Origin of the sequence: Arthrobacter sp. Hiyo1 (assembly GCF_001263615.2) — a bacterium.
In the GTDB taxonomy this organism is placed as follows: Bacteria; Actinomycetota; Actinomycetes; order Actinomycetales; family Micrococcaceae; genus Arthrobacter.
In genome coordinates this window covers 930,182-953,579 of record NZ_DF952468.1, presented here as the reverse complement: position 1 = coordinate 953,579, position 23,398 = coordinate 930,182, and the positions used below count along the sequence as shown (strand labels likewise).

At 53.0% G+C, this 23,398-nt stretch carries 41 protein-coding genes; 26 read left to right on the top strand and 15 right to left on the bottom strand.

Annotated elements, in window-relative coordinates:
- Window positions 1–93: 93 nt before the first annotated feature.
- On the top strand, window positions 94–489 hold the full coding sequence (locus tag AHiyo1_RS24110; protein ID WP_216363127.1) for a hypothetical protein: 396 nt from the start codon (window positions 94–96) through the stop codon (window positions 487–489).
- Window positions 490–890: 401 nt separating this feature from the next.
- Here AHiyo1_RS24110 and AHiyo1_RS04230 read toward each other — a convergent pair whose 3' ends face one another.
- The 10 genes from AHiyo1_RS04230 to AHiyo1_RS04190 form a co-directional block, all read right to left on the bottom strand.
- Window positions 891–1,238, bottom strand: a complete 348-nt coding sequence (locus AHiyo1_RS04230; protein WP_059387716.1) for a hypothetical protein — start codon at window positions 1,236–1,238, stop codon at window positions 891–893.
- Window positions 1,238–1,537, bottom strand: a complete 300-nt coding sequence (locus tag AHiyo1_RS04225) for a hypothetical protein (protein ID WP_059387715.1) — start codon at window positions 1,535–1,537, stop codon at window positions 1,238–1,240. Before AHiyo1_RS04225 ends, AHiyo1_RS04230 begins: the two co-directional genes overlap by 1 nt.
- 2 nt (window positions 1,538–1,539) lie before the next feature.
- Complete coding sequence (locus tag AHiyo1_RS24105; protein WP_148667400.1) at window positions 1,540–1,866, bottom strand: hypothetical protein; 327 nt, start codon at window positions 1,864–1,866, stop codon at window positions 1,540–1,542.
- 2 nt (window positions 1,867–1,868) lie between these two features.
- On the bottom strand, window positions 1,869–2,288 hold the full coding sequence (locus AHiyo1_RS04220) for a hypothetical protein (RefSeq protein ID WP_059387714.1): 420 nt from the start codon (window positions 2,286–2,288) through the stop codon (window positions 1,869–1,871).
- Window positions 2,285–2,479, bottom strand: a complete 195-nt coding sequence (locus AHiyo1_RS04215; protein ID WP_059387713.1) for a hypothetical protein — start codon at window positions 2,477–2,479, stop codon at window positions 2,285–2,287. The genes AHiyo1_RS04220 and AHiyo1_RS04215 overlap by 4 nt, the downstream gene beginning before the upstream one ends.
- A complete protein-coding gene (locus AHiyo1_RS04210; protein ID WP_059387712.1) occupies window positions 2,476–3,270 on the bottom strand; it encodes an ArdC-like ssDNA-binding domain-containing protein in 795 nt (264 codons plus the stop codon). The genes AHiyo1_RS04215 and AHiyo1_RS04210 overlap by 4 nt, the downstream gene beginning before the upstream one ends.
- Window positions 3,267–3,686 (bottom strand): YopX family protein, encoded by a 420-nt coding sequence (locus tag AHiyo1_RS04205; protein WP_059387711.1) that lies wholly within the window; start codon window positions 3,684–3,686, stop codon window positions 3,267–3,269. The genes AHiyo1_RS04210 and AHiyo1_RS04205 overlap by 4 nt, the downstream gene beginning before the upstream one ends.
- 143 nt (window positions 3,687–3,829) lie before the next feature.
- Entirely contained in the window at window positions 3,830–4,066 is a 237-nt protein-coding gene (locus AHiyo1_RS04200) for a hypothetical protein (RefSeq protein WP_059387710.1), read from the bottom strand.
- A gap of 128 nt (window positions 4,067–4,194) precedes the next feature.
- A complete protein-coding gene (locus AHiyo1_RS04195; protein WP_059387709.1) occupies window positions 4,195–4,386 on the bottom strand; it encodes a hypothetical protein in 192 nt (63 codons plus the stop codon).
- 938 nt (window positions 4,387–5,324) lie between these two features.
- Window positions 5,325–5,810, bottom strand: coding sequence for a hypothetical protein (locus AHiyo1_RS04190; protein WP_059387708.1), 486 nt, complete (start codon window positions 5,808–5,810; stop codon window positions 5,325–5,327).
- Between the two features lie 140 nt (window positions 5,811–5,950).
- On the opposite strand from AHiyo1_RS04190, the gene AHiyo1_RS04185 reads away from it, so the two are divergent.
- Window positions 5,951–6,838 carry a hypothetical protein gene (locus AHiyo1_RS04185; RefSeq protein WP_059387707.1) on the top strand — a complete coding sequence of 296 codons (888 nt, stop codon included), beginning with the start codon at window positions 5,951–5,953 and terminating at the stop codon, window positions 6,836–6,838.
- 1,008 nt (window positions 6,839–7,846) lie between these two features.
- On the opposite strand, the gene AHiyo1_RS04180 is transcribed toward AHiyo1_RS04185, so the two are convergent.
- Window positions 7,847–8,551, bottom strand: coding sequence for a replication-relaxation family protein (locus tag AHiyo1_RS04180; protein WP_084784350.1), 705 nt, complete (start codon window positions 8,549–8,551; stop codon window positions 7,847–7,849).
- A gap of 304 nt (window positions 8,552–8,855) precedes the next feature.
- On the opposite strand from AHiyo1_RS04180, the gene AHiyo1_RS04175 reads away from it, so the two are divergent.
- The 18 genes from AHiyo1_RS04175 (at window position 8,856) to AHiyo1_RS04085 (ending at window position 17,480) form a co-directional block, all read left to right on the top strand.
- Window positions 8,856–9,158: a hypothetical protein gene (locus AHiyo1_RS04175; RefSeq protein ID WP_059387705.1), complete on the top strand. Its 303-nt coding sequence runs from the start codon at window positions 8,856–8,858 to the stop codon at window positions 9,156–9,158.
- 114 nt (window positions 9,159–9,272) lie between these two features.
- On the top strand, window positions 9,273–9,980 hold the full coding sequence (locus tag AHiyo1_RS04170; RefSeq protein WP_059387704.1) for an ERF family protein: 708 nt from the start codon (window positions 9,273–9,275) through the stop codon (window positions 9,978–9,980).
- A complete protein-coding gene (locus AHiyo1_RS04165; protein WP_059387703.1) occupies window positions 9,971–10,168 on the top strand; it encodes a hypothetical protein in 198 nt (65 codons plus the stop codon). Before AHiyo1_RS04170 ends, AHiyo1_RS04165 begins: the two co-directional genes overlap by 10 nt.
- A 178-nt stretch (window positions 10,169–10,346) precedes the next feature.
- Window positions 10,347–10,616 carry a hypothetical protein gene (locus tag AHiyo1_RS04160; protein WP_059387702.1) on the top strand — a complete coding sequence of 90 codons (270 nt, stop codon included), beginning with the start codon at window positions 10,347–10,349 and terminating at the stop codon, window positions 10,614–10,616.
- Window positions 10,617–11,078: a hypothetical protein gene (locus tag AHiyo1_RS04155; RefSeq protein ID WP_059387701.1), complete on the top strand. Its 462-nt coding sequence runs from the start codon at window positions 10,617–10,619 to the stop codon at window positions 11,076–11,078.
- 300 nt (window positions 11,079–11,378) lie between these two features.
- Complete coding sequence (locus AHiyo1_RS04145) at window positions 11,379–11,615, top strand: hypothetical protein (RefSeq protein WP_059387700.1); 237 nt, start codon at window positions 11,379–11,381, stop codon at window positions 11,613–11,615.
- Window positions 11,615–12,262 (top strand): recombinase family protein, encoded by a 648-nt coding sequence (locus tag AHiyo1_RS04140; protein ID WP_172465488.1) that lies wholly within the window; start codon window positions 11,615–11,617, stop codon window positions 12,260–12,262. Before AHiyo1_RS04145 ends, AHiyo1_RS04140 begins: the two co-directional genes overlap by 1 nt.
- A 150-nt stretch (window positions 12,263–12,412) precedes the next feature.
- Window positions 12,413–12,664: a hypothetical protein gene (locus tag AHiyo1_RS04135; protein WP_059387699.1), complete on the top strand. Its 252-nt coding sequence runs from the start codon at window positions 12,413–12,415 to the stop codon at window positions 12,662–12,664.
- Window positions 12,664–13,749 (top strand): ATP-binding protein, encoded by a 1,086-nt coding sequence (locus tag AHiyo1_RS04130; protein ID WP_059387698.1) that lies wholly within the window; start codon window positions 12,664–12,666, stop codon window positions 13,747–13,749. The genes AHiyo1_RS04135 and AHiyo1_RS04130 overlap by 1 nt, the downstream gene beginning before the upstream one ends.
- 48 nt (window positions 13,750–13,797) lie before the next feature.
- A complete protein-coding gene (locus AHiyo1_RS04125) occupies window positions 13,798–14,052 on the top strand; it encodes a hypothetical protein (protein WP_059387697.1) in 255 nt (84 codons plus the stop codon).
- Window positions 14,053–14,232: 180 nt separating this feature from the next.
- Window positions 14,233–14,997 (top strand): prohibitin family protein, encoded by a 765-nt coding sequence (locus AHiyo1_RS04120; RefSeq protein ID WP_059387696.1) that lies wholly within the window; start codon window positions 14,233–14,235, stop codon window positions 14,995–14,997.
- A gap of 29 nt (window positions 14,998–15,026) precedes the next feature.
- Window positions 15,027–15,236: a hypothetical protein gene (locus tag AHiyo1_RS04115; protein ID WP_059387695.1), complete on the top strand. Its 210-nt coding sequence runs from the start codon at window positions 15,027–15,029 to the stop codon at window positions 15,234–15,236.
- A complete protein-coding gene (locus AHiyo1_RS04110; protein WP_059387694.1) occupies window positions 15,233–15,493 on the top strand; it encodes a hypothetical protein in 261 nt (86 codons plus the stop codon). Before AHiyo1_RS04115 ends, AHiyo1_RS04110 begins: the two co-directional genes overlap by 4 nt.
- A complete protein-coding gene (locus tag AHiyo1_RS04105; protein WP_059387693.1) occupies window positions 15,490–15,705 on the top strand; it encodes a helix-turn-helix domain-containing protein in 216 nt (71 codons plus the stop codon). Before AHiyo1_RS04110 ends, AHiyo1_RS04105 begins: the two co-directional genes overlap by 4 nt.
- Window positions 15,702–16,025, top strand: a complete 324-nt coding sequence (locus tag AHiyo1_RS24450; RefSeq protein WP_059387692.1) for a hypothetical protein — start codon at window positions 15,702–15,704, stop codon at window positions 16,023–16,025. Before AHiyo1_RS04105 ends, AHiyo1_RS24450 begins: the two co-directional genes overlap by 4 nt.
- 35 nt (window positions 16,026–16,060) lie before the next feature.
- Window positions 16,061–16,507, top strand: a complete 447-nt coding sequence (locus AHiyo1_RS04095; RefSeq protein WP_059387691.1) for a WhiB family transcriptional regulator — start codon at window positions 16,061–16,063, stop codon at window positions 16,505–16,507.
- 36 nt (window positions 16,508–16,543) lie between these two features.
- Window positions 16,544–16,843, top strand: a complete 300-nt coding sequence (locus tag AHiyo1_RS04090) for a hypothetical protein (protein ID WP_059387690.1) — start codon at window positions 16,544–16,546, stop codon at window positions 16,841–16,843.
- A 133-nt stretch (window positions 16,844–16,976) separates the two neighbouring features.
- Window positions 16,977–17,480, top strand: coding sequence for a hypothetical protein (locus tag AHiyo1_RS04085; protein ID WP_059387689.1), 504 nt, complete (start codon window positions 16,977–16,979; stop codon window positions 17,478–17,480).
- A gap of 50 nt (window positions 17,481–17,530) precedes the next feature.
- On the opposite strand, the gene AHiyo1_RS25385 is transcribed toward AHiyo1_RS04085, so the two are convergent.
- Entirely contained in the window at window positions 17,531–17,863 is a 333-nt protein-coding gene (locus tag AHiyo1_RS25385; RefSeq protein WP_216363126.1) for a hypothetical protein, read from the bottom strand.
- Between the two features lie 314 nt (window positions 17,864–18,177).
- Between AHiyo1_RS25385 and AHiyo1_RS24445 the strand changes: the two genes are divergently transcribed.
- The 5 genes from AHiyo1_RS24445 to AHiyo1_RS04060 are packed head-to-tail and all read left to right on the top strand — an operon-like array spanning window position 18,178 to window position 20,003.
- A complete protein-coding gene (locus tag AHiyo1_RS24445; RefSeq protein WP_059387688.1) occupies window positions 18,178–18,360 on the top strand; it encodes a hypothetical protein in 183 nt (60 codons plus the stop codon).
- Window positions 18,353–18,550: a hypothetical protein gene (locus AHiyo1_RS04075; RefSeq protein WP_148667399.1), complete on the top strand. Its 198-nt coding sequence runs from the start codon at window positions 18,353–18,355 to the stop codon at window positions 18,548–18,550. The genes AHiyo1_RS24445 and AHiyo1_RS04075 overlap by 8 nt, the downstream gene beginning before the upstream one ends.
- Window positions 18,551–18,575: 25 nt before the next feature.
- Window positions 18,576–18,968, top strand: a complete 393-nt coding sequence (locus tag AHiyo1_RS04070) for a VRR-NUC domain-containing protein (protein ID WP_172465487.1) — start codon at window positions 18,576–18,578, stop codon at window positions 18,966–18,968.
- A gap of 59 nt (window positions 18,969–19,027) precedes the next feature.
- Window positions 19,028–19,537 (top strand): DUF3846 domain-containing protein, encoded by a 510-nt coding sequence (locus AHiyo1_RS04065; RefSeq protein WP_059387685.1) that lies wholly within the window; start codon window positions 19,028–19,030, stop codon window positions 19,535–19,537.
- Window positions 19,530–20,003, top strand: coding sequence for a hypothetical protein (locus tag AHiyo1_RS04060; RefSeq protein WP_148667398.1), 474 nt, complete (start codon window positions 19,530–19,532; stop codon window positions 20,001–20,003). The genes AHiyo1_RS04065 and AHiyo1_RS04060 overlap by 8 nt, the downstream gene beginning before the upstream one ends.
- Before the next feature lie 115 nt (window positions 20,004–20,118).
- Here AHiyo1_RS04060 and AHiyo1_RS04055 read toward each other — a convergent pair whose 3' ends face one another.
- The 3 genes from AHiyo1_RS04055 to AHiyo1_RS04045 all read right to left on the bottom strand — a co-directional run bounded on the left by AHiyo1_RS04055 (window position 20,119) and on the right by AHiyo1_RS04045 (window position 22,454).
- Window positions 20,119–20,415 (bottom strand): hypothetical protein, encoded by a 297-nt coding sequence (locus tag AHiyo1_RS04055; protein ID WP_059387683.1) that lies wholly within the window; start codon window positions 20,413–20,415, stop codon window positions 20,119–20,121.
- Window positions 20,416–20,670: 255 nt separating this feature from the next.
- Entirely contained in the window at window positions 20,671–21,405 is a 735-nt protein-coding gene (locus AHiyo1_RS04050; RefSeq protein WP_148667397.1) for a hypothetical protein, read from the bottom strand.
- A gap of 122 nt (window positions 21,406–21,527) precedes the next feature.
- The gene (locus tag AHiyo1_RS04045) at window positions 21,528–22,454 is read right to left on the bottom strand and encodes a toll/interleukin-1 receptor domain-containing protein (RefSeq protein WP_113990546.1); all 927 of its coding nucleotides are present in this window, start codon (window positions 22,452–22,454) and stop codon (window positions 21,528–21,530) included.
- A 268-nt stretch (window positions 22,455–22,722) separates the two neighbouring features.
- On the opposite strand from AHiyo1_RS04045, the gene AHiyo1_RS04040 reads away from it, so the two are divergent.
- Window positions 22,723–23,253, top strand: a complete 531-nt coding sequence (locus AHiyo1_RS04040) for a hypothetical protein (RefSeq protein WP_148667396.1) — start codon at window positions 22,723–22,725, stop codon at window positions 23,251–23,253.
- The last annotated feature ends 145 nt before the right edge of the window (window positions 23,254–23,398 follow it).

Sequence of the window (23,398 nt, the reverse complement as noted above, 5' to 3'; positions counted from 1 at the left end):
TAACCGGAAAATGCGTGATGTGCTATGGCAACCGCATTTGCGGCAGCTGCCAGGGCACTGGCAAGGCAACCGGCTGGTAAGGAACTGAGCCGGATGGGACTCGACGATTACCGACCAGAGCGTACTCCGCTTGACGAGTATGCGGCGAAAGTGGCTAGGCGCCTACGTAAGCGTTCAATCCCGACGGGCTACTGGTCAGCCCGTGGGCATACGGTGAGCGGGTGGCAACTAAACAGCGAATCCTGGAGCAGCGAAAAAGACTACGGTGGCGGAGTTTGGCGAGAAAACTGGGGGTCTAGCGGTTTCTTACTGGGTGATGATGGCAGGGTTTGGTCCTACACTGCCAGCCGCGAATACAACTCATCAACTGTTGGGATGTCCGAATCTGCTTCCCTGAGCGAAATGGATTTAGGCAACCATTATGTCGAAGATACGAACAATCGGGTCGCCATATTTCTGCGCAAGATAGACAATGAAACCGGCGGCTAGGCATTCGGCTCTCGGCAGTTGTTAAACTGCAGTTTGATCTGTCGACCGCCTAAGTCGGTGGCCGCGAGAGTCTGCTCAGTGTCATACGGAGCTGCCACACTCTTCCTATGAGTGGCCTCAACGAACCAGTCGACAACATCCCGCAGCCATTGGCTGTTGCGCCCGAGCTGGTTGACCTAGCGCATATGACTCGCCCAAAGAAGTCTCTGGCTGTCTGGGTGCGTGTAGCAGTTGATGACGGAAGTGAACGGACGGAGCCAGGCTTTGCGCTTGGGTGGACAAAGGCACACGTATTAGTACAGGTGCAGTGGCCTGCCGAGTACTACAAGGGAGCACGTGAGTTCTGGGTTGAAGCGGAGCGCGTGAAGCGGCGTGTGATCGAGCCAGGGCGATTCTAGCGACTACTGCTTACGCTGTGATGCAGCGACACGGTTGCTGTCCTTGACTAATTGATCAAATGCTGAATTAGACGTCTTAATGTATTCGTCGACCGGCATACAATCGCCGCCTACAGTGGCATGATTTATGCCAGCCTTGAACTCAATATCGGCGGTCCTTGCCTCAGCCGCATCTACCGCCTCGCTTATCGCCGCTTCGTGGAGCTGGGTGAGGGCCTGACGAGCTTCAAGTGGATTGAGCGTCTTTGAACCCGCAGAGAGCTTATTTCCATTGGCCGCGGCAACGAAGTTTCGATGGGCTAGTAGTATCTCGTCCAGTCCCTCTTCAAATGGTGTATTGGTGGTGGTCATTACTTCCCAATCCCCTTACAGTCGAGAAACCGACCATCCCAGGCGCTGTATTGTGGATAGCCGCCCATGTCCAAGCATTTTTGTCCGGCAACGCTCGGATTAGCAGGGTCTTTCGCCCAATCTTTTTGCTGCTGTTCGGCGTATGCGGTGTCTTTTGGTGTGACAGTCCAAAGACCATTCCACCATCCACCAAACCCCATAAGCAGGTGGATGACCACATAGCCCACTACTACCGCCCCTGCAATTCCGAATGCTGCAACAGCTATATCAAATCCGTCGAACTTGTCATTGTCGCTCATACCTACTCTCCTCCTTTTGCTTTGAGGGCGGTGACGGGCTTCCACCGCCTGTCGTTAGCTTTGGGTTCTTCTATTAAACTAACAACACCTTTGCATAGGTCATATAGTTCAGTTGCCAGATTATCCCAACCCATATTGCAACCACTCATCTTATTAAAAGTTTTGCTCCAGCCATGGACTCTTACGTACTCGCTGTTGCCACTAGGCCATTGAACCTTGATAATACTTCCTTTTGGGACATCACCAGACCTAATCTTAGAAATTATGTCATTGCTGTCATAGTAGATGCTTTTAGGTGCTTGAGCGTCAATACTGTCTAAATCAATCATACTCATTTCTCTCCAGTCTGTTGTTTAGGGTTGGTAAGGATGCCGATATGCCATGCAATGTGACCTTGTAGTTCGTCTTGTCCACCAGCCCTATAGCCACATTTGCAGAAGTGATAGAAGCCGTAATCTATTGCGCCGCCTTTCATGTCTTTGTGGGTGAAGAAATGCCCTTCGTTTTGTATATCAATCCGTATCTCCCTCTCACGGATGGCGTCGTGGGCGTGGATGAGCTGAAGTAGCGAATCTTGCTCTATATCAATCTGGTGGGTAATGTCGGCGCTAAAAGCCGCTGCTTGACCTGGCTGAATACGGGGTTCGCTTATCGCATACTTCCGCATAATGTCAGCGATAGCGTCTTTATAGTGATTCAGCACTAGACGTATCTGTATAGCGTCCTCATCTCGTGGGCTGGTAGTGGTCATTCGTCACCCTCCTTCAACTTCACCTCACCGATCTTCTCGAGGATGAATCGCTTGGCAGCAATGAAGCCGTTCATTTTAACCGTGGCGATAGCACTAAGTGTGTAGTCCTTCTCCGTCTGACTGACCTTGAGCCACTTCCGCCCTTCGTCGTCGGCCAGTTTGTACTCCTGTCTAAGTTCATCGATAGTCATGATTCTTCTGTTCCTTCTGGCTCAAAGCCCGCGTCTAATATCTTTGTGCTGACGTTCAATACCCGGCGCATGTCGTCCTCCGGCGGCTGCTGGTCGCGCAACCAACCTTGGACATATCCGCGGCTCACGCTGGCTGTTTCCTCGTCTAAAGCGCCAAGCTCGTTCAGTACTACGTAGGCGCTGGCTTCGGCCCGATACTCAAACTGGCCGCGATGCTCTTGGTAGAGCGCAAGGTTCTCGGGAGTCGTATCGCCGTGCGTGACGTGGGACGCCTCATGGATGGTCGTCCGCAGTGGGTACGGCGCTACCGGGTTGATCGCAATCTTGTTGCCCCTGGCATAGCCGCCAATGTTGCCGTCGTAGTTCTCGAACGGCACCCGCTCGATGCCAAGAGTCTCCAGGGCGCGGTCGACACTCCAGCCTGGTGGGCAGTACGGTGGCAGATCGTCGCCGGCCGTCTGACTGACGGCAAAGAGGGCTCGGACGACTTTGAAACGGCGCACCAGTTTGTACTGCTCATCGCTGTTGTCATCTGTCTCTACTTTGACCTGAATCGGTCGGAGGATCGAATAGGCCTTGCTGCCTTTCGTGACGTGACGACCAAGCTCTTGCCACCTCTTGAAGGTTGCGATTGGCTCTGGCGGACAATTTTGAAGTGCCAGGAAGCCAAGGTTTCGCGGGCTGTAACGGTGAAATCTGGAATATGTCTCACCGGTCGATCCAGCCAGTGTCAGTAGACCTTCGAGTAACTCGCGGGACTTTGGGACATCGATAGGAGGACGCTCACTCATATCACCGCCTTGGCGAGGAGATCGGAAGTCTCGTAGATGTTGCCGATGACCTCAAGCGCTGACCAAACTGGAGTTCGAAGCATGTCTCCGAGGTTTGGCTCAGAGGAGACTTCAGGATTGCTGAGCACAAACGCTCCTGCCGAGAACGACACCGGCGAATTTGACAGAGGTATTCCTTCTAGACCGACGATGTCACCCTCATAGATCTTCAAACCGCTCTTGTCTTTGAGGCCGGTGTACTGCATGAGGATGACGGTTGTTTGTCTATGCAGATTATCTAGTGCATTGAAAAGCAGACCCATGTCCGTGTCATAGTCTTCATCTTTATGGGCAGCGACGTACTCATCTGAGCCAGCCCAGGTCTCTGGGTACCATAGCTTTGCCCCATCCCACGCCCTAAATTTGATCTCTCTCATTTGAACCACCGGAAGAAATAGTGGATCGAGTTGGCGGCGCGGATGATGCTGAGTAGTTTCCTAGTGGTACTCATATTCAGTTGTTCCTGTTTAAAGTTCTTGATACCCCTATAGCGCTCTCGCAGTGGCGCTATAGGTTGTTGTCACCACCAGTTGCCGACGTCGCGCCCGTTGATCGGAACGCGAGCCAGCCAGTGAGCTTTCGCTGCGGCCCAGGTCTTGTACCGGGACCGCATGTAGCCGGTGAAGTACTCGTCCTGGCACTGGTAGGTTGTCTGCCAGTCGGGGCATCGTGTTGCGAGTACGCCGTTGCAGTCTTGCCCGAGGCCGATGCAGCCGGCGCTGTTTACCGCGTCCGTCCGGTTGCTGGATTCCTTCATGTAGATGAAAGCCTTGGCTTCGGACTCCGTGTCGATGGCCGGCGCTGGTGCTTCATGTATGGGTGGTACCTGGAGCTCGTGCTCAACAGGCGGTTCCGTCTGTGGTTGTGGCGCGCTGCTGACGGAGGCTAGCGGCTTTGTTCTTTTGACGTGGTTTGCACGGTCATCGCGCTGACGTTGGATCGGATGAACCAGCCGCTGACGATGCCGGCAATGGCAAACGTCATGATGGCAACGATGAACCATGGCAATGCTTCACGCAGTGGAATGGTCTTAGGTGCCTTGGTTACTTCGGTTGTTGTTAGTGTTGATTTTGACATGTGATTGATTCCTGCCCGCCCGGGGCACTAAATGTTGTGAGTGTCGGCCTTGTAGTGCCGGTACCGCTCAGGAAGTTTGGGGGTTCACCTGAGCAGAACTGGGATTGCAAGTCATTGAAGACATGTGGCTGCCGCTGCTAACTAACGCGTCACGGATAAACCACCGAAAGAGCTTGCCGCTGGTATGACTCGCCCTACCCTAAGCGTTAGCTGTACCAGCTGCGGCCAGATGCCTTCAACGTGTTGTGCGCGTGCATGGCTGCTAGATAGTTGCGCGTGCTTACCCGAGTAACGGCTCATATTCTGGATTACTCCGCGTGAACCTCAGCTGTCGACGCTCAGCCTGATGCGATAAAGGGAGCCAATCGCAGGTCAACGCTCGCGGTTCCTCACCGTCTGCTACCTACTAATCTCTTGCACGTCTTATAACAGGGGTCTTATCCGTTACCGTTGCGCGACCCCCATATAGAGGGTGGTATGTTTTTTACTTTCTAGCAACCATGTAATGCGCACAACCAAAATTTTCAATGTTCTCATTCAACCGCTGCGACCAAGCACCTCGACGACATTTGACTCTTACGTTTCGAGTCGTGGACCGCATCTCACGGTCTGGTGTGCTGGTTGCTCAGTAGTAGCGATTGAATGTTCTAGTTCGTTTGAACTGCATGTATTTAAGCACGGCAGTGCATATTTGTAAATACATAAATTAGCGTTACTGCCTACTCACCTCTGTTAGTCGTTGCATAAACTACAACGAACTACTATCGAGAGAAGCGGCGCGGATGTCGTCAATGTACTTACTAAGGATCTCCACGATTACTCGGTCAGACTCATCAAACAGACGGTCAACCCGCTCTTGCAGTTCATGATGGTCAATTGGTTCGTGGTCCGACATCTGGCTTCAATATGCGCCGAGCCGAATCGTTGGTCAATAGGATTTACACAGAATGCGTGAGCGTCGGCGTAGCGGCTGCCTTAGCTTCAATCGTCGCTCGCCAGTACTGGGCCCGTGGGACCATCATCATTGTGATGTTGTTCTGAGTGCCGGCTGTCTGGATAAGCAGCGTGCCAAAGCCCAGCAGCTGCGCGAAAACCCCTCCTTGCTTGGCGTTCACGTCCTCGACCTGGTTCCACTCGCACTCGGCGGTATTGCTAAAGAACAGTGTTTGCCAGTTAGTGATCGTGATACCGGCGTCGGTAAGCACGATGCTTGAGAGACGGTAGACGTACGTGGTTACAAGGTCTGCGAGCAGCACGACGACCATGATGACTCCCAGGAACGCGTATACGTTGGGCGTCAGCTGGCCCTGGTGAAAGGTCACGGCGACGGCCAGGACAAGTGCAAGCTCGACCGCAAGGCCGGCTGCCAGAATCACGGCAAGGCCGAACCAGTGTTTGCGAATGATTGTTGATTGACCCTGCATGTCTTCATTTATGCACAACAGCCCGATGTTTAAAAGGCCTTGGCAGCTATACAATCAGGCAGTGAGTCTCGGAAGAGTCTCGCACTTCAGGGCAGGGCAAGTACTCACCGATGGCAATCTTGAGATGATGGATGTGTTTTATGATCTCTTTTCTTGACGGGCTTCGCGACCTAAGAACTTCAATATCCTCCGGACTCATCATCTTGTTTGGCATCTGGCTGAATATTGCCCCGTTTATGAGTGAGATATCCAGTACGCCGGGATTCGGCTCAGAATTTGCCAAGCTCCTAGGCTTTCTCGGACCTGTTGGATCAGTAGCTCTAATCTCCTTCATAGCATACATTGTTGGATTACTACTGCCATTCGGAAACCTATTTATTTACATTCACGACAAGTTCGAGTTGCGCTCTCAACAGAAAGACCGTCGCAAAAATAAAAGAATAGGCCAAATAACTGAGCCCACTCGAGAACGTTTGACTGCATTCATAAAGAACGAAGTTGACTTAGCGCTGAGCAGGGGCGTTCAGCCAGCCGAGATATATTCGGCAATGGATGGACTTCCGGGAAAATCCGGTCCTCGGCTCAAGAAGCGCAAGAAAATCGACCGAAACTCGTCGGTGATATCAGACGCTATTCTGATAAGTATCATTCGATGGGAACTCAACGATCTCGCAACAAGACTGAAGTTCAATCAAAATGAAATATTTGAGCGATACGATCGATTCAGGGGAGAAGCTGAATTTCGCTTTGCGCTAGTCTTACCACTAACTTTTGCCTTGTTTACAATCTTCGCCCGTAATGCCCGACCCGAATGGATTATAGTAAAAGGGGTCGAAATTAGCTGGTGGGACCTATCAACAAAGGGCACCGTGCTGATTATATTCCTACTGTTCCTCCGAGGTCTCGAGGCCAATAGACAATCAATCAGCCTACTAGCAGACTCCATATCACTTGGCATAGTGGAGTCGGATTCAATCAAAGTATTACGGGATCTTCAAGGTAGTCGCGAGGACCGCTGGCTTAGATAAGATGCAGAAACCATGTCGCCCCCCTTCCCTTGCTAAGACGGACCGCGAGCTGCTCGACGCTTTACAACTTGTACCTGAGACCTTTTAGCATCCAAACCTACTCGGTGATACAGCCGAACTACTTGTGAGCACCGCATAGACCAGGTTGACGTTTAGGGGGCAATCAATCAGTGCCTGGGTTTAGCGCTACTAGCAAGTTCATTCATGGAGTTTTTATACATGATCTCCGAACAATTCTCTGTAAAGGTATTTACACAATCGACGCGATAAGTCATAATCAAAGGCAGCAAGAAGCGTGTCAACCCACTAGAAATAGTGGGATTACCTTTTATCAGGAGTCCCTAGTCTAACTGTATGGCTCAACGCGAATCGCAAGAAGCGCATCGAGCTGCTTAACATTATGAAGCCTAGACCGGAATATTCAAGACGCAATGTGAGAATTCCGATAGACAACCATCATAGGTTTTCCACAGACCTAAGCAGTCAACAGTAGTATTTTTGAGAGCATCGTGTGTGGATAAGTCCGAACTCGAATGCCTAGGCAAAACCGCCCCCATGATTCATAATGCCGTGTATGAGCTTTAGTGACCTTATAAACAGACGATTCGTGGTGCCGATCCTCAACGTTGCTTACTTCGGACCGACCCTGGCAGAACGGACCAAGAAACGCGACTGGGGATTCAACCGAACAAAAAAGCCGACTGATAAGTAGTCGGCTTTTTCTATGTGGTGAGTCACTTATCGCAGTACCATGATCGCAAGGAGCGCCCAGCCTGCAAAGATAAGTATTTGTCGGCCTGTGTATCGTCTTTGGGCGTATCGGCGCTGTGGGCGGCTAATACGAGCTTGAGGGTGTTGGTTTGATTGGTGGACGATCTCGCCTGTGTAACTGTCTAGAGTGTGATAGCGGCTCATGTGATTGATTCCTTGTTTACTTACTCTCTATATTTTACAAAATAGCGCCGTGTTTGTATATACAAATACACGAACTTAAGTTGTAAAACACGCTTAAGTAACAGAGGTGATGAAGCCCTCGGCCAGGTACACGCCAAGCATGTCGTCAAACTCTTCGCACTCGCGCCGTATGACGCTCTCTATGCTGCGCTTTCGCCTATCATCTGGCACCAGGAACACCACGGCCGGCACGCGTTCCATATCGCGCGTGGTGGCGTATTTGAAAATGTGGACATAGCGCTTCACCATCTCCGCGACGACTGGCAGCGATTCAAAGCCACGGTCTATCTCTAGCCAAAGACTGCGCCCCTCGCCCTGGCCAACCAGTTCATACTCCATAAACAAGTCAGGCCGCACCTTAGTTCCCTGTATATCCATGTGGCTATCTGGCTCCGTCAGAAAATTCAAGATGCGAATCTTGCCATCTAGCTCAGCGGTGTAGAACTCGCTGTAGGCGTCAGCTATCTCCAGCATGTGCTGCTTGACCGTGCGGTGTTGCGGAACGTATTTTCCGCGCTTACCAAGGAAATCGTGTCCAGCAGCGCCGAGCTGGTAGACGTATTGGCCAGATCCACCACCGTTGCCGCCAACCAGACGCCGTTCAACGCGGGCTAAGAGCTTGAGAGTTACCAGACGTTGGAGCACCCGTTGCATGGAGAATTTGTTTGTGTTGTCGAAATAACAATGCCAAATGTGACCAGACGTGAGCTGACCGAACTGGTCAACAGCCTGGATAATCGCCGCATCTCTTGAAGTCATACGCACATCGTCAGTATAGAGCAGAGCTTTCTGACGTCCTAGGGGAACGTTCTCGCAGGTCAGCAGCCGGTTTGCCGTGGGTCGACACCTACGGCAAACCTATAGGCAGACCTACAGCAGTTTGTTGGCCGACTTTTCCACAGTCTCTGATGTATTTACTACTTCATTTTTGTATTTACAAAATGACACTCATGGCTCATAGTGATGCACAGCGAACGCACGGCACAAGCGATAAGCCGACAGCAACTAGCAAACTTTCAATCACAACTTAGACAGGAGACTTAACCCATCGAAGGAGAACAACATGAACGAGATTACATATCCAAGTCGTAAAGATAACTCAGGCGTACCAAAGATACTCAGCTCCGAACGATTTGACCCACTGCTCCTCAAAGCCATCAACGAACATGTTGCTTGGCAAAAAGAGACACTAGGCGTCAACACGTCCAGGGCGAACATCTTCAGCACCTCTGTACTTCAACACAACGACCGGATCAGGAAACGATATAACGAACTAGTAAGAAAGGAGCGCAGCAATGGCAGAAAATACCTCGACGGCATCAAGACGCCGCAGCACGCAGTCTACCGAGAGAACTTTGACACTTAGGCGATTACGCGAGCAACGCCAGGCGCGTACCAATACAACGTACGTGGCTCATCGTCGGGACTTCTCGACCAAACGTAAGGGAACAGGACTATCTCTGTTCAAGGGGATCGTCGTATGGGCGAGCCTGTAGCTAAATCAGAGCCTGAGAGCTTCGCCTCACTGAACCTGTACCAGAAGCTTGCCCGCATTACCGGCGAGGTCGGAGCCATCAAAAAGGGTGGTACCAACCGGGAACAGGGATACGGCTTCATCGAGTACGCGGCAGTAGCTGGCGAGCTCCGTGGCCTATTCGCTAAATACGGCGTCGTTATCGTGCCACGGATGCAGCAGGGCATAAAGCAGAGTCGCTCCCAGGTAACAAGCGCCAGAGGAGCCGTTGGCAACTACCTGCTAGTTGATATGTACTTCACCGTCACGAACGCAGACAACCCAGAAGACAAATTTACTGTTAGCTGGACTGGCGAAGCTCTCGACTACGGCGATAAAGCCACCAACAAGGCAGCAACGTCGGCGCTCAAATACTATCTGATGCGACAGTTCAACATCAGCGAGAAGGGCGAAGATGCCGACGAGCACACGCCTGAGCCAGCCGTAACCCGCGTCCCCGAAGATTCAGCGCCAAAAGCCTCGGCTACTAAAGCAGCATCGGACAAGCAGAAAGGTCTTATCGCCTCCCTGGCTCTCGAGGCAGGCAAAGATAACGCCTGGATCGACAACGTGATGCAAAAGACCCGCACATCTGCTGACGCCTCCGCGGTCATCGATCAGCTCCAAGCACTAAAAGATAAGGACGGCATCAACCAGGAGCGGGTATGGAAGTAGCTGAGTACAAAGTCAAATTCATAGCAAGGGTAAAGGGACTCTTTGGCCCGACGTTTGAATCAGTGGAGGTATACGAAGCAGCCACCGCCGCCGAAGCCATCGAAAAGTGTAGAGAAGACTTCGTACGTCAAGGAGGTATCTATGCCGATGAGGTTGAGTTATCAATCACGGACGTGGAGAAAATCTGATGGAAGAAGAACACTACCAACCAGATAACTCCGATTTCGACGGACCCCTCGGACCTTGTATCGCCTGTCTGTATGAGGAAGAGCTCGACAACAACAGCCTGTGTGCCGGCTGTCGGCCATCTGATCCAGAGATGCTCAAAGCCTTGACCGACTTACTAAAGCCAGCGGAGCCAGCAGTATGACCGACCGAGAGTTTCTGCAATTGATCATCCGCCGCGTAGCCGCTGACCTCAAACCCGAAGCAATCAGGGAATTAGCGGCAACGATGCCGGTAAACAAGACCCAGGCGACTGTCGAGTTCGAGGAGCATCTAGCGAACTGGTTTGGGACAGAGTGCGTCGTCAATGACGTCAACCTGGCCTGGGAGCTGTTAGAGACCGTAAAGAACGCCGAGACGGGCGTACTGATCATCAAAACTAAGGAGGCTGATGCCTCGGAGAACAACTAAATGGGTAAACCCCTAACAGAGCAACAGTTCAACACCATCACCGCGCAGCTACGCAAGAAGAGCAATGACATTGCCAAGGTAGCTGAAGCAAGCGGTCTCAAGGTATCAACAATCAAAGCAGTACGCCGAGCGCAGACCTGGGAGAACTACCAGGAAGTCCGTAAGGCCCAGGGCGAGAAGATCAAGGCACTCCATCAACTCAATAAGATCGCTAAGACAGGCCCTACCGAGCCAGCGCAACCTTTGATTCACGAGATCAAGCCTGTGGCTAAGAAGGCCGCCAAAGTCGATCTGGAGAAGATTCTCAAGGACCAAAGCTACATGCTGTCCGAGCTAGCCAAGCTAGCAGAGCGCCTCGGCAAAGTTGAAGAAGCAGTCAGCGAGACTCAGCACGATGCGATTGTGAGTGACATCAACCAACGACGTACTTTCTTGGCCCGATTCCGAAGGGAACAACGCTAATATGTCCGGCAACCGAATTGGTGGAATCAAAGCCCGAGACGCAAACCTGGCGACCGATCCTGACTTTTACAAAAGGATCGGCAAAATCGGAGGCCAGCGCGGAAACACAGGCGGCTTTGCCTCGTTGATTGAAGGCAAAGACGGCCTAACCGGACAAGATCGCGCTCGTATCGCTGGAGCGCGAGGCGGACGCAAGAGCCGCCGTAACAAGTCAACTGACCAAGCAGCATCTGACCCGACGCCCGAAAGATCTGAGTTGTTACTCAGACGGCGAATCTCACGAGCGGCAGGAGCTGAATCATGAGCAAGTACGTCTCAAATGAAGATTTTGTCATCGCCTTGGTTACGGCCAAGGACATCGATGAAGTCCTAAAGACCACCGGAATGACCAGTGCCGCTGCTAAGCAACGCGCAACCATGCTTCGAAAGAAGGGCGTCAAGCTCTCACGAATGACGCGACGGGAATCGTACGGGCAACTGGAAATAGCCCGCCTCAACGCCCTCGTGAAGAGGTACTCAACGGAGAGAGCATCCTAGTGGCCAAAGTTATCGCCTACGTCCGTGTCAGCACCGACAAACAGGAGCTCGAGAATCAGCGGTACGAAATCCAGAAATACTGCGACAACCACTCGATCACGGTTGATGAATGGGACGAAGAAGTAGTGAGCGGAACAGTAAGAGTCAAAGACCGTAAGGTTGGGGCTCTCCTGGACCGCTTGGAAGCCGGCGACATGCTGATAGTCAGCGAGATCAGTCGCATCTCTCGAAGCATCGTGACGGTACTGAACTCAATTCAGCTCTGCATCGACCGCAACGTCCAAGTTGTATCCATCAAAGAGAACATCACGTTTGCCGACAATCTCAACTCAAAGGTCATGGCAGTCGCGTTTGGACTCGCAGCCGAGATCGAGCGCAGCATGATTTCAGCCAGGACGAAGGAAGCCTTGGCCCGCAAGAAGTCTGAAGGCGTCGTGTTGGGCAGGCCCGCGGGCAGTTACAAGCCAGAGCATTACAAGCTGCATGGCAAGAACGACGAGATTCTGGCCTACATGGAAAAGAAAGTTTCAATCGCCGCGATTGCCCGATTGCTTGACGTTAACCGTAAAACGTTGCAGACCTACATAGATCGCAACGATTTAAGGGGTGAGCTGCGTTGGCGTCGCTACAAACAATTGGGCGTATAGATTATATGGACTAAATACGAGCAAAAGCGCATAAAAAGGTCGCTTTCGCTACACTACCCGAGTCAAGCCACAAACTTGCACCTTCCACAAATCCCTACTCTTGCACAAACAAGGAGGCACTAAATATGTAACAAGTCCAAGGAGGACCAAATGATAAGTGAAGACCTAACAAACAAACGAGCCCAAGTCACCATCGACCTGATGGGCAGCCTGGCCAAGGCTGTCGACAAGTTCCTGGATGAAGGCAAAGCCAAGGAAGCCAGCAACGTGGCTGACTCCCTCACAATGCTCATCGTCAAGACTTTCGAGGTTGAGGCCGTGAACACGATGAGCGAGAGCGTGGACCGCGCGTCGCGAAGGGTCGGCAAGATGAACAAGCACGACTTGGGGGACCTCGAGTAATGGCCAACAATCCATACGAGATCTCTTTCACAGGCAATCCGTTCAGCTACACAATCAATGGTTACGACCTGGGCACCAGCCAGAAGTACAGCTGGGTTGAAGGACTTGCTAACTGCCCGAAGTGTGCCGCTGAAGTGACCAGCTCTCGCTTCTACTGCAAAGAATGCGGCTACGGCAAGGACAAGAAGACCAAGCCGGTGAAGGTCACGGGCTACGAATACGTCATCAATGATGAATACGAGCATGGCAAGTACTTCAGAGTCGCAGACAAGAGTCTGTTCGAAACCGTGATCATCGAGCCTTACAAGAAGCAGATGATCGTCGAAGCCCTGTCGCTCGTCGAGAACAGCGACCTCATCTTCAACCAGTGGGGATTCAAGGACACAATCGAAAAGGGCACAGGCGTATCGCTCCTGTTCCACGGCCTCCCAGGGACCGGTAAGACTCTGATGGCTCAGGCCGTCGCTGACTACCTAGGTAAGAAGCTGATCACCATCACTGCGGCCGAGGTCATGGACAAGTACGTCGGCGAGACGGAAAAGAAGATCGCAGAGCTGTTCGACAAGCACAAAGAAGACGTCATCCTCTTCGACGAGTGTGACTCCCTTCTCGGCAGCCGTGAGCGTGCTCGCGCATCCTGGGAGGTGAGCCAGGTAAACGTCCTGCTGAACAAGCTTGAGAACCACCGCGGCGTCACCGTCTTCACGACGAACCACTCCACCAACCTCGACAAAGCGCTCGACAGGCGTATCGCCGTCAAAGTGCGCTTCGAGATGCCAAGCCAGGAGCTTCGCAAACAGATCTGGCGTCGCATGTTCCCGAAGAAGGCACCCTTGGCAGCCGACATCGACTGGGACCTACTAGCCTCATACGAAATCACCGGAGGCTACGTGAAGAACACCGTTCTCCGAGCTGCCCGCATCGCCGCATTTCGCAAGGAGACAGAGATCACCTTCACTGTGCTGAAAGAAGCGCTCAAGCAAGAGCTGATGGCGCTGATGGAGTACGAGAACGTCGAGCAAGCAGCAACGGCGGCACAGGAGACACCGGAGAAAGAGCAACTGAAGCTGCACCAGAACCGATAAGCACGGCCTTGCCGCCCATAAGGAGGGTTAGCCGTCAAGGAACCACACATGGAAAGAGACTTCAAACAAGACAACGAAACCAACTCGAACGAACGCACCATCACTACGATGCTTGGTTCGGCCCGCATTGCCGTAACCTCACGCACCGCCGAGGAAATGACCGTGGAAGTGCGCCTCGAACTTGAAACCGGCGAACACAGGGACTCCTGGTATGTCGTCACTCCCCCGCAGGCCGACATAGAGGAAACCCTGGCCTACCGGGACGCTTGCGAAGCCCTGGGCATGGACGTCGACAACGTCTAGTCGTTGCTCACTCCCCCACATCGTCAAACTAACAATCATTAGTTCTTACAACTCGATGTGCGGGAGTGGCCAAGGACCACACGAACTGTCCACAGTGCGATGTTTTTATTACACCCATTTTGTATTTACAAAATTGGACGGTAGCTCATAGTACGTGGCATAACTAAATAAGGAGAATATATGGACCAACAACAAACTAAAGCCTCATCGCACAAAGGGGCGTCGATCACAGTCGGCATCGTGCTACTCGTTATCTTGTTTCTGATCTTCTGCTTTCGCATCGTCGGAGTCGGAGATATAGCGATCATCACGACCTTCGGTAACGTCACGTCGCAAACCGGATCGGGCGTGCTGATCAAGGCACCGTGGCCGATTCAGTCGCTGACAAAGATGAATGTCCAGGTTCAGAAGGAACAGCAGGACGCCAGCGCAGCGAGCAATGACCTTCAAACCGTCACGACGACCGTTGCCTTGAACTACCACCTAACGCCAAACACAGCCGGCACGGTCTTCCGGACCGTTGGCGTTGACTACAAGACTCGCATCATCGACCCACTCCTACAGGAGACCATCAAGGCGACCGTCAGCCAGTTCAACGCTGAAGAGCTGATTTCAAAGCGACCAGTGGTTGAGGCGTCGGCGCTCAAAGCTATCTCAAGCAAGCTGGGCGAACGAGGTATCACCGTCGACAACATCAGCATCGTCAACTTCAACTTCAGCACTGCGTTTGACCAAGCTATCGAAGCCAAACAGGTTGCTCAGCAGAACGCGCAGAAGGCTCAGTACGAGCTGCAGTCAGCCGAGACACAGGCCAAGGCTCAAGAGGTTCAAGCAACGACGCTCACACCTGACTACCTACGCCTACAAGCAATCAACAAATGGGATGGACACATGCCACAGTACGTTGGGGCAGATGGTGTCTTTGGAATCCCTCTAACTAAGTAACGGTGCAGCGCACCAAGGAATAACTGAATATGGCTTCGGAATCATCAAGTTCATCCAACGATGTAATCGGCAGCACGTCTATCGTTCTCACAATCGTCTTCATCGTCTTGAAGCTCACTCACGTAATCAACTGGTCGTGGTGGTGGGTGCTGTCACCACTTTGGATCGGAGCAGGCATCGCCGTCCTGACGATCATCGTCGTGCTGGTCGTGGTGGTAATAGCGGGGGCGCGGTCATGACAAGGGACACTCAACTGATCCTGACCACCGGAGGCGTGATCTTCGCCCTTGCGGTATGCGTTGGCCTACCCATATTTTTCGCGCTTCAGCCAAAGAGTCCACCGCAGCCGAGCACGGCCGAGCAGGCCCTCGCGATATGTAAAGCGAACGGCGGTCTACCGAGCGTGGCTAGTAAGCAGGTGGCGACCGACGTCGACATTGACGGCAGGACCCATCCAGTCATCAAGGAAGAGCTCACGTGCGAGGCGAAGAAGTGAGCGAATCTCTCACCCAAACCGCCAAGATCCTGAAGCTACTGAAGGCCAAGGGCAAGGTATCCAACTTCGAGCTGAGGAAGATTGCCTGGCGCTACCCGGCACGCATCCTCGATCTGAAGCACGAAGGTCACCAGATACGGAGCGTTCACGACAAGGGCGCAAGGTGGTTCTACATCTACGACGGTACTGATGGCCAGGAGCCAGCTGTATGAGCACCGTACAAGGACAAACAACCGCCCACGCTGACCTTCGAGCACGAAAGCGGATAGGAGTATCCGACGTCTCGAAGCTGTTCCAAGAAGCCCTAACGAACGGCACACGACGCCAAGAGCTTCGAGGAACCTTCAGCCGCTACATGGACAAACAGGCCATAACCCATCGGAGCAACTTCGTCATCTATAAGAACGTCGTCTTCTGGTTTGGAAAAGACAACGTACTTAAGACTGTGATTCCTCTTCATCAAAAGTGGCACAAATATATAAAGCCCAAGCCCATCATCCCGGCGAGCTCAACTACCGAGGGCGGTGTATGAGTGAGCGCTTTCCAGACCTAGAGGGAGGCGCTTGCATGGACTTAGCTCCCTCTGTCGTATCTAAGTATTTCGACTCGGATGGCCATAAACAGCCCTTCCTATCCAAGACTGCCAAAGCTATCTGCGCCCGCTGTGTCATCCAGCCGGCCTGCCTAGAAGCAGCGCTCAACCGCACGTACCCGGAGCGTGGAGTCGTCGGCGGGCTGACAGCAAATGAGATCCGTGCAGTCAAAGAGTGGGAAGCCTACGACAAAGGCCTCAGGGAGACACCGCCGAAGCGTTCACGCGTGACGCTCGTGCAGCCCACCCCATCGCCAGCAAGCGAGTTTGCAGCTGAGATCCGCGAGAAGCAAGCACTGTCCTTTGAAGAGCAGGTCTACGGAGTCTTCCTGGACGTGAGGCGAGGCAAGTACCAGAACTTGAACCTGGCCATTGCCGACATCGCTCTGATCCACAGCCAGGCCATGGAGGCGCGGGTATGAATGGCCGCATCAAATATGAAAGCACAAGGAGGTGATATGAAATTTTTCAAGAAGAAGAAAGCGGACATCGAGACCCCTCTTGAGCCAAAGATTAGTATTCCGGAGCCAGAACATCCCGCAGGAACTCGACGACTTGTTCGGATCTGGGACAAGGACCTCGCCAGGTATGCGTACGAACTTCAGCGCTATGAACGATCGGCGATGTGGTTTGGCCCCGCGGACTATTGGTACTGGGCTACTGAAAGCCAGGGCGATCTCGAATGGGCACAGCGCACAGCTGATCACTACGGCCTCACCGTTGAGGATGTTGATAAGGGAAAGGTAAGAGAGATATGAGTAACTATGCACTAATGCAAAAGAAGCGACTAGCCAGGCATCTAGGGAAAGTACGCTCCTTCCTAAGAAAGAGATACGTTGGTGACCGAAGGCAAGCGCTGAAAGCCAAGGTTGACAATGAGGGGACTGAATCATGACCACCCCAAACACTCCTCTCGCAGCTGGCGAGGAGTTTACGTTCACCAATTCAGCACCAGACGACAAGGAGTGGACAGCTGGTATTGAGCTTCTAAATAAGTGGACGACACCCGACAGATATTTGCGCCACATCATCCAGTATGCTCGCAGCGGTAAACACTACCCCACTGATATGCACGTTGATCTAATCGAACAGATTATTAACCAACGGCTAAAAGCATCCGAGAAAACCATGGCTGACATTGAGTACAAGTCTGCTATCAATGACCTCACTACGAACGGTGAGTACGTCCACAAGGATGAAGTTGCCAAACGAGAACGTGCCGCACGTTTGGATGAGCTAAAAATGATAGAACCACTACAGGGGTGTCGTTACATAGGTGGTGCTGTTGTAAATCAAAAACAAATCGACGGCAGCACTAGCACGACTATTGATTACAAAATAATTGAGCAGCGAGTCGCCGCCCTTGAACAAGAGCAGAAAGCTGTGGATAACTGATTGACAAGAATCACGCGCTGCTTCAAACTGTGGCCAGGAGAAACACACTATTAGTGAACTTGAATCCATCCATCTGTACTTTGAGAAATTACCGTCTGAAGAAATAATCGTGAAGAGAGCCGCAGCACGTCGCCGCCTCCACTCGTAAAAGCTAGTTGCTCGTTGTCTGCCCACCAGGCACGGCCAATCTCATTGTAGGCAACTGCTAACTCCAGACGATCATCACAGGCTGCCCGCCTTAGACCGTGTTGGTGGCATATTCCCACGCCAACGGCATCCTGTGCATCCAGAACTTTTACAACCAGATTGACCCAGCGACTGGTCGCAGCAAGCACCTGATGCGACCAAACCACTAGCCGTGAACGGTGAAAACTTGCCAGCATGCCTTGTCCGAGCTCCACACTTTGACATTGTTGGGTGAAACTCCCGCAGGCCGTTCACAATGACTAGTTCCAGTCGCCTGGTCAATCTATTCCACGCAGCCCCATCAGATAGACGCTGACTGGTCTCCGTGGGCAGACGAATGAACCCTCGCAAATGGCTCGTCTGTACTTGCACCTTCCAACACAACGAACTCGCTGCACCAACCACGGTTACCCTCCTTTTGATTACCCCCTGGTGCAGCACCTAGTCCTGCCTGCAATGCGTCTGTGATTGAACGAGTTGCAGGTGGGACCGGGTGAGGAGCCCCTATGTAATGCAACACGATCGAATTTTAGGATCACCAACACATCAGCTCCATGAGCGCCATGACGAACTGTTCGCCAGCCTTACTGAGATTCATCACGCGCCCGAACGGCGCGAGCAGATCCGCCGAGAGCTAGCGTTTGTCGCCTTCGAGCTTGAGCAGCGCTGTCACGCCGAGGTCAGTGGTGAGTGAGTTGATCCGACCAGTCTTTGACGAGACGGACGACACCGAAGAAATTTTGAAACAACGGGAGACGGCTGTTGTCTATCTCGGCAGGGTGTCCGTTGCTCTTTGCAATGCCAGTGCTGAGTCGATCCACACCATCAACACGATCATCGGCCTCAACATGAAGCTGCGTCAGCACGGCGTCTATGATGCGTAGGCCTGTCAGGTTTGCGTCTGAAGCCATGTTGCACCAACAGGTGTGCGACTACTTGCGGCTGCGCTATCCCTACGCGGTGTGGCGCACAGATTTTGCGGCCGGCCTCAAGCTACCGCCACAGGTAGCCATGCGTCACAAGCGACTCCAAAGCAGTGCCGGCTTCCCTGACATCACGATCTTTGAGCCAAGCCATGTGATGTACGGCGAGTATCCACTCCTGGCAATCGAGCTGAAGGCAGAGGGCGTCGAGCTGTACAAGAAGGACGGCACGCTTCGGGCAAATCCTCATATTGAAGAGCAGGCCGAGATGTTGCAAAAGCTCCGGGACCGCGGCTACAAGGCTGAGTTCGCTGTCGGGTTCGACCAGGCTAGAGATCTAATTGATCAATACTTACGAGGTGGCACAAGCCTCTTCTGATCGCTAACGGAACACTGCGCCCAATCGGACGCAGTGAACCTTTCACGATTTAGAAGGAAGTGATCAGCGTGATTCACGCAATCCAGATACCACAGGACGAAGAGCGTCCCCTTTACAAGGTGGCAATCGAGAACCTGGCGGGTATGCAAGCAGCAGTTGGCGGCTACATCGAGATCATCGACCTCGGACCGCTCATGGCTTCACTCATCATCAACGAGGAAGGCAAGCTTGAGAAGCTGCCGATCAACCGGAGGGCGACCTTGCTCTTTTGGTTGCTGTTCCCGAGCATCCGTCACCGTGATGCGATCGTCGGTGACGTCCTTATTGTCGGCCACCCCGATAAAGATGGAAACACCACTGACGCCCCGGCCAACGTGGTTGAACTCCTGTTTGAAACGAAGTCCTACAAGGCTGAGTTCCAAACGTTTGACCATCCAACTAAGTTCAACGGCAACCTGCGCCGCTTCGATGACTACTTTGAGGCGGCGAACTACGCGCTGCTGAAGGCTCAAGCTTGGACTGCAGTAGAGCAGACGCGGGTAGTTCCGGCAGGTGATGAAGTTGCCTAAGGGGATTTTGATTCCTGCGGACAACGACAAACCGCTGGAGCTACAGGAGTTCTCTGATCTCACGGCGACACTAGGCGGTGAGGTTGAACGGTTCGCAGTGAACCGGCCTGATGCTTCGCTGTTCCAGAGTGAAAGCGCCGTCTATCTTGAACTGCCGACTAACCGGCGTGCCACGCTGCTCCTGTGGTGCCATGCAACCTTCCTGAGGGGCAAGCAGGCACTTCAGGGTGACGTGGTGCTGCTAGGACGTGTGAACGACCAGAGAGAGCCGCAGGACGTGCCTCTTTGGTACGTCGCCATCCTGCTAGAGGCCGAGCACTTCAAAGTCCATGCACAGCGGCTTGAGGACAATCTCTGGCGCGAGCATGATCGAGTGTTTGATGACTGGCAACAGGCGTACACAACGATCCTGCTGCACGCTGAAAGGAACGCGATGATTGCATGCGTCAGAGTCGTACCTACCTAAATCGTGGAAGAGCCCCAGTCTTATGACCGGGGCTTCTTTCAATTTAAAGACCCGCCACCCAGAGAGAAAAACTCAAATCTGGATGGCGGGCCGCTTTTAGGGATCACCTCCTTGGTCAGGAAGTCTTGGGTGTAAACCCGTTCCTTCTTCCCCGGATGTTGTCGGCGTTTGCCAGGACGTCACTGGTCACGACTTTGTCGAAGTCCGCCTTGCTGACGATGAAGGATTCCTCCTTACCGTCCGCGTGGCGAAGCTCAACTTCAACGACGTTAGTGAGTCGCTTCAACCCTTCCAGCTCTTCAGCTGAAGCGTCGAAGAGCTTTCCGAGCCCCCGAACGACGACTGTGATTACCTGGTCGTCATCGAGAACCTTCCCGCTAATGTCGGAAGTCCGTATGTTCCGATATCCCATAATCTTTCACCCCCTCATAGGGCTAGGTGCGAGCAACCACTGAATGCGATCACTACTGCCGCTGATTATGAGGGAAGGCTATTTATTGTCAATGGGATTATTGATACAATAGACGGCAGATGAAGGAGTTTGATCTCATCACTTACCTAAACAAATCCACGCAGATTAGTGGAGTTGCTTTGAAGGTGAGATCTTCTCAACTAATAGCGAAGATTGCCGATCTGGTGGCCCACCAGGCTCACGAAGCCTAAACTCCTACGAATCTCCGTTGAGCTGAGCGGCCCGGTCCCTGAGAACTTCCGCTAAGGCTGGAGGCATCGACCATCCATCGGTAATCTTCAGGAGGTGTTGAGAGGCTAGGGTCTTTCGAGGCCGTGCCAGGGGCGTCATCGCCCATTCGGCTGTCGCGGCTAGTTCGGTCGCGATTTGATCCAGGTTCTTCTTGATCTCCAATTCCAACCTTACGGACTCGGCCGCAGCCCGGCTCGACACGTAGGCCAGCGCTAAATCTCGGGTACTATCCCTGTCATTCTCAGAGATAGGGAGAATAGCCTTCGCAACCGCTATGCGCTCTCTAGCAGGCGAGGCACGGAACTGCGGGTCCGACATAAGTTCCTCAACCAGCTTCTCTGCGTTCACTCGCTTTGTTGCTTGTTGGTCGGCGAACTGCTGCATCTTGAAACTTCCGGCCTTTCCGACTGCAAGCTTGATCTTCTCTTTTGTCTGTTCCACCCATGCCGCCTCTGCCTGCCATGAACACAGGAGGCCAGCTGTTGCCCAATGGACCGAAACCTGGGTGATATTCCCCTTGTGTCGGGCCACTGAGGCCATAATCTTCGCAACGTCGGGGTTTTCAATCGCATCAGGATCGTCGCTGATGAGGTCTTCGGGATCGAATTCTTCGTATTCTGGGAAGACCATGGCGGCTCCGGTTGCCGCCGCTGCCTCCAGAGCTTCATCCAGAGAGGTGTCAGCAGCGACAAAATACATGTCTGCAGGTCGCGCAATCCCTGGCGGACCTATCTTCAGACCATGTTGCGCTGACAAGGCCGGCAACGTGTCCCGAATACGCACGAGATCCGCAGTTGTCAGGCTGCCACCGTCGACTGACATCATTCACCTTCGCGTTGCATAGTGACCGCAGCTTGCCGCGCCTTCTGTGATGTATCAACGGCGTACGGGTCTACCTCGATGCTCGTCGCGTTCACGATACTCAAGTAGTTCAGAGCCGCCTCCTGGACGTCAGCGGTTTGCGCTCCAGTCAGCGGCGTCGTTGTTATTACCCTTAAGTGACCGACATCGAGCACAACAGTCCCAAGGACACCGAATTCATGTAGCAAGCGACTGACGTCCCTAAGTAGGTGACTAGTGAGTTCGTTGCGCATGTGGTCATCCTGCGGAGCGCGCATCCCTCGCACTGCGTCTTCAACGGTATGTCCGTAAGGGCGGCGCGAACTGATTCCAGAGCCCTGCCTCTGAAGGTCTCTTACTATGTCTAGGACTTCCGAGACAATGTCCTTCGTCTCACGTTCCGGTTGTACGTCGGCGGGCTGCTCCTCATTTATCGCCGCCAATTTTTCCTCGAGCTTCGGCCACCACACATCAAAAGCCTCAGAGACGTCGGCATCCGATCTCGACTTCGTGAGACTAGCGTTGGCCGACTTAGCCAACTTGAGAAGTCCCTCACGGTCGAGCAACGCCAGATTGAACTCCGATAGCGGCCCTTTGTAGTCAGTTTTATGCTTGAAGTCGATGAGAACGGGCACTACCTTGTTATCTTGTCCGTCTACAGCTTTAGATATCGCTCCTGCTTCAAAGCTGATCCAGGGTGCCGATTGATTGTCTGGAGTAACGCAGATAATACCGATCTTGGTTTCGGCGAGTTCATTCTTGATTCGATCCGACCACCGGGTGCCTAGCGCTATGTCATCATCGCTAACGAACGCCTCTGTTGTAGCAATGACTTGCTCAATCCACCACTTGAGCACCTTGGCAACTTCCATGCTCTTCTTGCCTGACCAGCTAATAAAGACCTTCAAGGCTCACCCCGTGCTCGTTCGGAATACTCAGGCAAGGGTACCAACGAAGGAGCACAGGCTTGGGACAGCCAGCCTGTGCTGGCTTAATTGGCCCAGCGAAACCATGCCTTAGCACGTCGTAGCTAGGGTAGTGATACGCGAGTATCGTGAGCGTATGGCTGCGCCTGGAACTGGTAGTACCTCCGGATTGCGTGGGTTCTTCCACAGACTGCATGTGTCCACTAATCCCGCTACGTGGGCAGTCATTGGTGCCGCGGTGGGTGTGCTCGTGACAGGCACCATCTCCGTCGTTACAGCCAACATCGCGTCTGATACCTCAGTCAAAACTGCCGAAATAGCCCGACAGGGAGCAGCCGATGCGGTTAACGCGGCAGCAGCCCAATCTAAATCAGATTTTCTACGCTCCCAGCGTCTGACTGAGTACACGAACTATCTCACCAAAGCTACACAGTACGAAAACGCCGCTCAGACCTATTCCGATTCGGTACAAAAGGGCTCGCCGGCTCTGAGTCAGGAAGAGCTCGACGGCTCCTACACGGCCCTTAATTCAGCGTACGCGGCCTACGTTGAGTCCGCATGGCGGGTGCGAGAGATAGCCACTGACCCAGTAAATTCTGAGTGCGACAAGATGAACCAATATGTAGATGACAACAGCAAAGCTCTTCGTCTTCCACTAGGACGAAGCCAGGTGGACCCTGTGGCAATTGCAATGATCATGACAACTTTCCATCAACAGATGGAACAACTAAAGTCTCAGGTCTCGACCGTGACTCGAACCGAGTTCGTCGCAAGCCAATAGTGCGTCGTTTCGGAGTCTCGACCCATCAGAGCCGCCAGAGGTTCGATCCGGAGCATTTCTCGGGATTCACGGGGGGGTGTCTGGAGTATCATTGCCTCGTCCAGGAACAAGACGCCACGGTGCGCCCGTGATGCCGCCCCCGGCC

What these genes read in the sequence shown, in the direction of transcription:
- AHiyo1_RS24110 (WP_216363127.1), top strand. Translation starts at nt 94, where the DNA reads ATGGGACTCGACGATTACCGACCAGAGCGTACTCCGCTTGACGAGTAT.
- AHiyo1_RS04230 (WP_059387716.1), bottom strand. Translation starts at nt 1,238, where the DNA reads ATGACCACCACCAATACACCATTTGAAGAGGGACTGGACGAGATACTA.
- AHiyo1_RS04225 (WP_059387715.1), bottom strand. Translation starts at nt 1,537, where the DNA reads ATGAGCGACAATGACAAGTTCGACGGATTTGATATAGCTGTTGCAGCA.
- AHiyo1_RS24105 (WP_148667400.1), bottom strand. Translation starts at nt 1,866, where the DNA reads ATGATTGATTTAGACAGTATTGACGCTCAAGCACCTAAAAGCATCTAC.
- AHiyo1_RS04220 (WP_059387714.1), bottom strand. Translation starts at nt 2,288, where the DNA reads ATGACCACTACCAGCCCACGAGATGAGGACGCTATACAGATACGTCTA.
- AHiyo1_RS04215 (WP_059387713.1), bottom strand. Translation starts at nt 2,479, where the DNA reads ATGACTATCGATGAACTTAGACAGGAGTACAAACTGGCCGACGACGAA.
- AHiyo1_RS04210 (WP_059387712.1), bottom strand. Translation starts at nt 3,270, where the DNA reads ATGAGTGAGCGTCCTCCTATCGATGTCCCAAAGTCCCGCGAGTTACTC.
- AHiyo1_RS04205 (WP_059387711.1), bottom strand. Translation starts at nt 3,686, where the DNA reads ATGAGAGAGATCAAATTTAGGGCGTGGGATGGGGCAAAGCTATGGTAC.
- AHiyo1_RS04200 (WP_059387710.1), bottom strand. Translation starts at nt 4,066, where the DNA reads ATGAAGGAATCCAGCAACCGGACGGACGCGGTAAACAGCGCCGGCTGC.
- AHiyo1_RS04195 (WP_059387709.1), bottom strand. Translation starts at nt 4,386, where the DNA reads ATGTCAAAATCAACACTAACAACAACCGAAGTAACCAAGGCACCTAAG.
- AHiyo1_RS04190 (WP_059387708.1), bottom strand. Translation starts at nt 5,810, where the DNA reads ATGCAGGGTCAATCAACAATCATTCGCAAACACTGGTTCGGCCTTGCC.
- AHiyo1_RS04185 (WP_059387707.1), top strand. Translation starts at nt 5,951, where the DNA reads ATGATCTCTTTTCTTGACGGGCTTCGCGACCTAAGAACTTCAATATCC.
- AHiyo1_RS04180 (WP_084784350.1), bottom strand. Translation starts at nt 8,551, where the DNA reads ATGACTTCAAGAGATGCGGCGATTATCCAGGCTGTTGACCAGTTCGGT.
- AHiyo1_RS04175 (WP_059387705.1), top strand. Translation starts at nt 8,856, where the DNA reads ATGAACGAGATTACATATCCAAGTCGTAAAGATAACTCAGGCGTACCA.
- AHiyo1_RS04170 (WP_059387704.1), top strand. Translation starts at nt 9,273, where the DNA reads ATGGGCGAGCCTGTAGCTAAATCAGAGCCTGAGAGCTTCGCCTCACTG.
- AHiyo1_RS04165 (WP_059387703.1), top strand. Translation starts at nt 9,971, where the DNA reads ATGGAAGTAGCTGAGTACAAAGTCAAATTCATAGCAAGGGTAAAGGGA.
- AHiyo1_RS04160 (WP_059387702.1), top strand. Translation starts at nt 10,347, where the DNA reads ATGACCGACCGAGAGTTTCTGCAATTGATCATCCGCCGCGTAGCCGCT.
- AHiyo1_RS04155 (WP_059387701.1), top strand. Translation starts at nt 10,617, where the DNA reads ATGGGTAAACCCCTAACAGAGCAACAGTTCAACACCATCACCGCGCAG.
- AHiyo1_RS04145 (WP_059387700.1), top strand. Translation starts at nt 11,379, where the DNA reads ATGAGCAAGTACGTCTCAAATGAAGATTTTGTCATCGCCTTGGTTACG.
- AHiyo1_RS04135 (WP_059387699.1), top strand. Translation starts at nt 12,413, where the DNA reads ATGATAAGTGAAGACCTAACAAACAAACGAGCCCAAGTCACCATCGAC.
- AHiyo1_RS04130 (WP_059387698.1), top strand. Translation starts at nt 12,664, where the DNA reads ATGGCCAACAATCCATACGAGATCTCTTTCACAGGCAATCCGTTCAGC.
- AHiyo1_RS04125 (WP_059387697.1), top strand. Translation starts at nt 13,798, where the DNA reads ATGGAAAGAGACTTCAAACAAGACAACGAAACCAACTCGAACGAACGC.
- AHiyo1_RS04120 (WP_059387696.1), top strand. Translation starts at nt 14,233, where the DNA reads ATGGACCAACAACAAACTAAAGCCTCATCGCACAAAGGGGCGTCGATC.
- AHiyo1_RS04115 (WP_059387695.1), top strand. Translation starts at nt 15,027, where the DNA reads ATGGCTTCGGAATCATCAAGTTCATCCAACGATGTAATCGGCAGCACG.
- AHiyo1_RS04110 (WP_059387694.1), top strand. Translation starts at nt 15,233, where the DNA reads ATGACAAGGGACACTCAACTGATCCTGACCACCGGAGGCGTGATCTTC.
- AHiyo1_RS24450 (WP_059387692.1), top strand. Translation starts at nt 15,702, where the DNA reads ATGAGCACCGTACAAGGACAAACAACCGCCCACGCTGACCTTCGAGCA.
- AHiyo1_RS04095 (WP_059387691.1), top strand. Translation starts at nt 16,061, where the DNA reads ATGGACTTAGCTCCCTCTGTCGTATCTAAGTATTTCGACTCGGATGGC.
- AHiyo1_RS04090 (WP_059387690.1), top strand. Translation starts at nt 16,544, where the DNA reads ATGAAATTTTTCAAGAAGAAGAAAGCGGACATCGAGACCCCTCTTGAG.
- AHiyo1_RS04085 (WP_059387689.1), top strand. Translation starts at nt 16,977, where the DNA reads ATGACCACCCCAAACACTCCTCTCGCAGCTGGCGAGGAGTTTACGTTC.
- AHiyo1_RS25385 (WP_216363126.1), bottom strand. Translation starts at nt 17,863, where the DNA reads ATGCTGGCAAGTTTTCACCGTTCACGGCTAGTGGTTTGGTCGCATCAG.
- AHiyo1_RS24445 (WP_059387688.1), top strand. Translation starts at nt 18,178, where the DNA reads ATGCAACACGATCGAATTTTAGGATCACCAACACATCAGCTCCATGAG.
- AHiyo1_RS04070 (WP_172465487.1), top strand. Translation starts at nt 18,576, where the DNA reads ATGTTGCACCAACAGGTGTGCGACTACTTGCGGCTGCGCTATCCCTAC.
- AHiyo1_RS04055 (WP_059387683.1), bottom strand. Translation starts at nt 20,415, where the DNA reads ATGGGATATCGGAACATACGGACTTCCGACATTAGCGGGAAGGTTCTC.
- AHiyo1_RS04050 (WP_148667397.1), bottom strand. Translation starts at nt 21,405, where the DNA reads ATGTATTTTGTCGCTGCTGACACCTCTCTGGATGAAGCTCTGGAGGCA.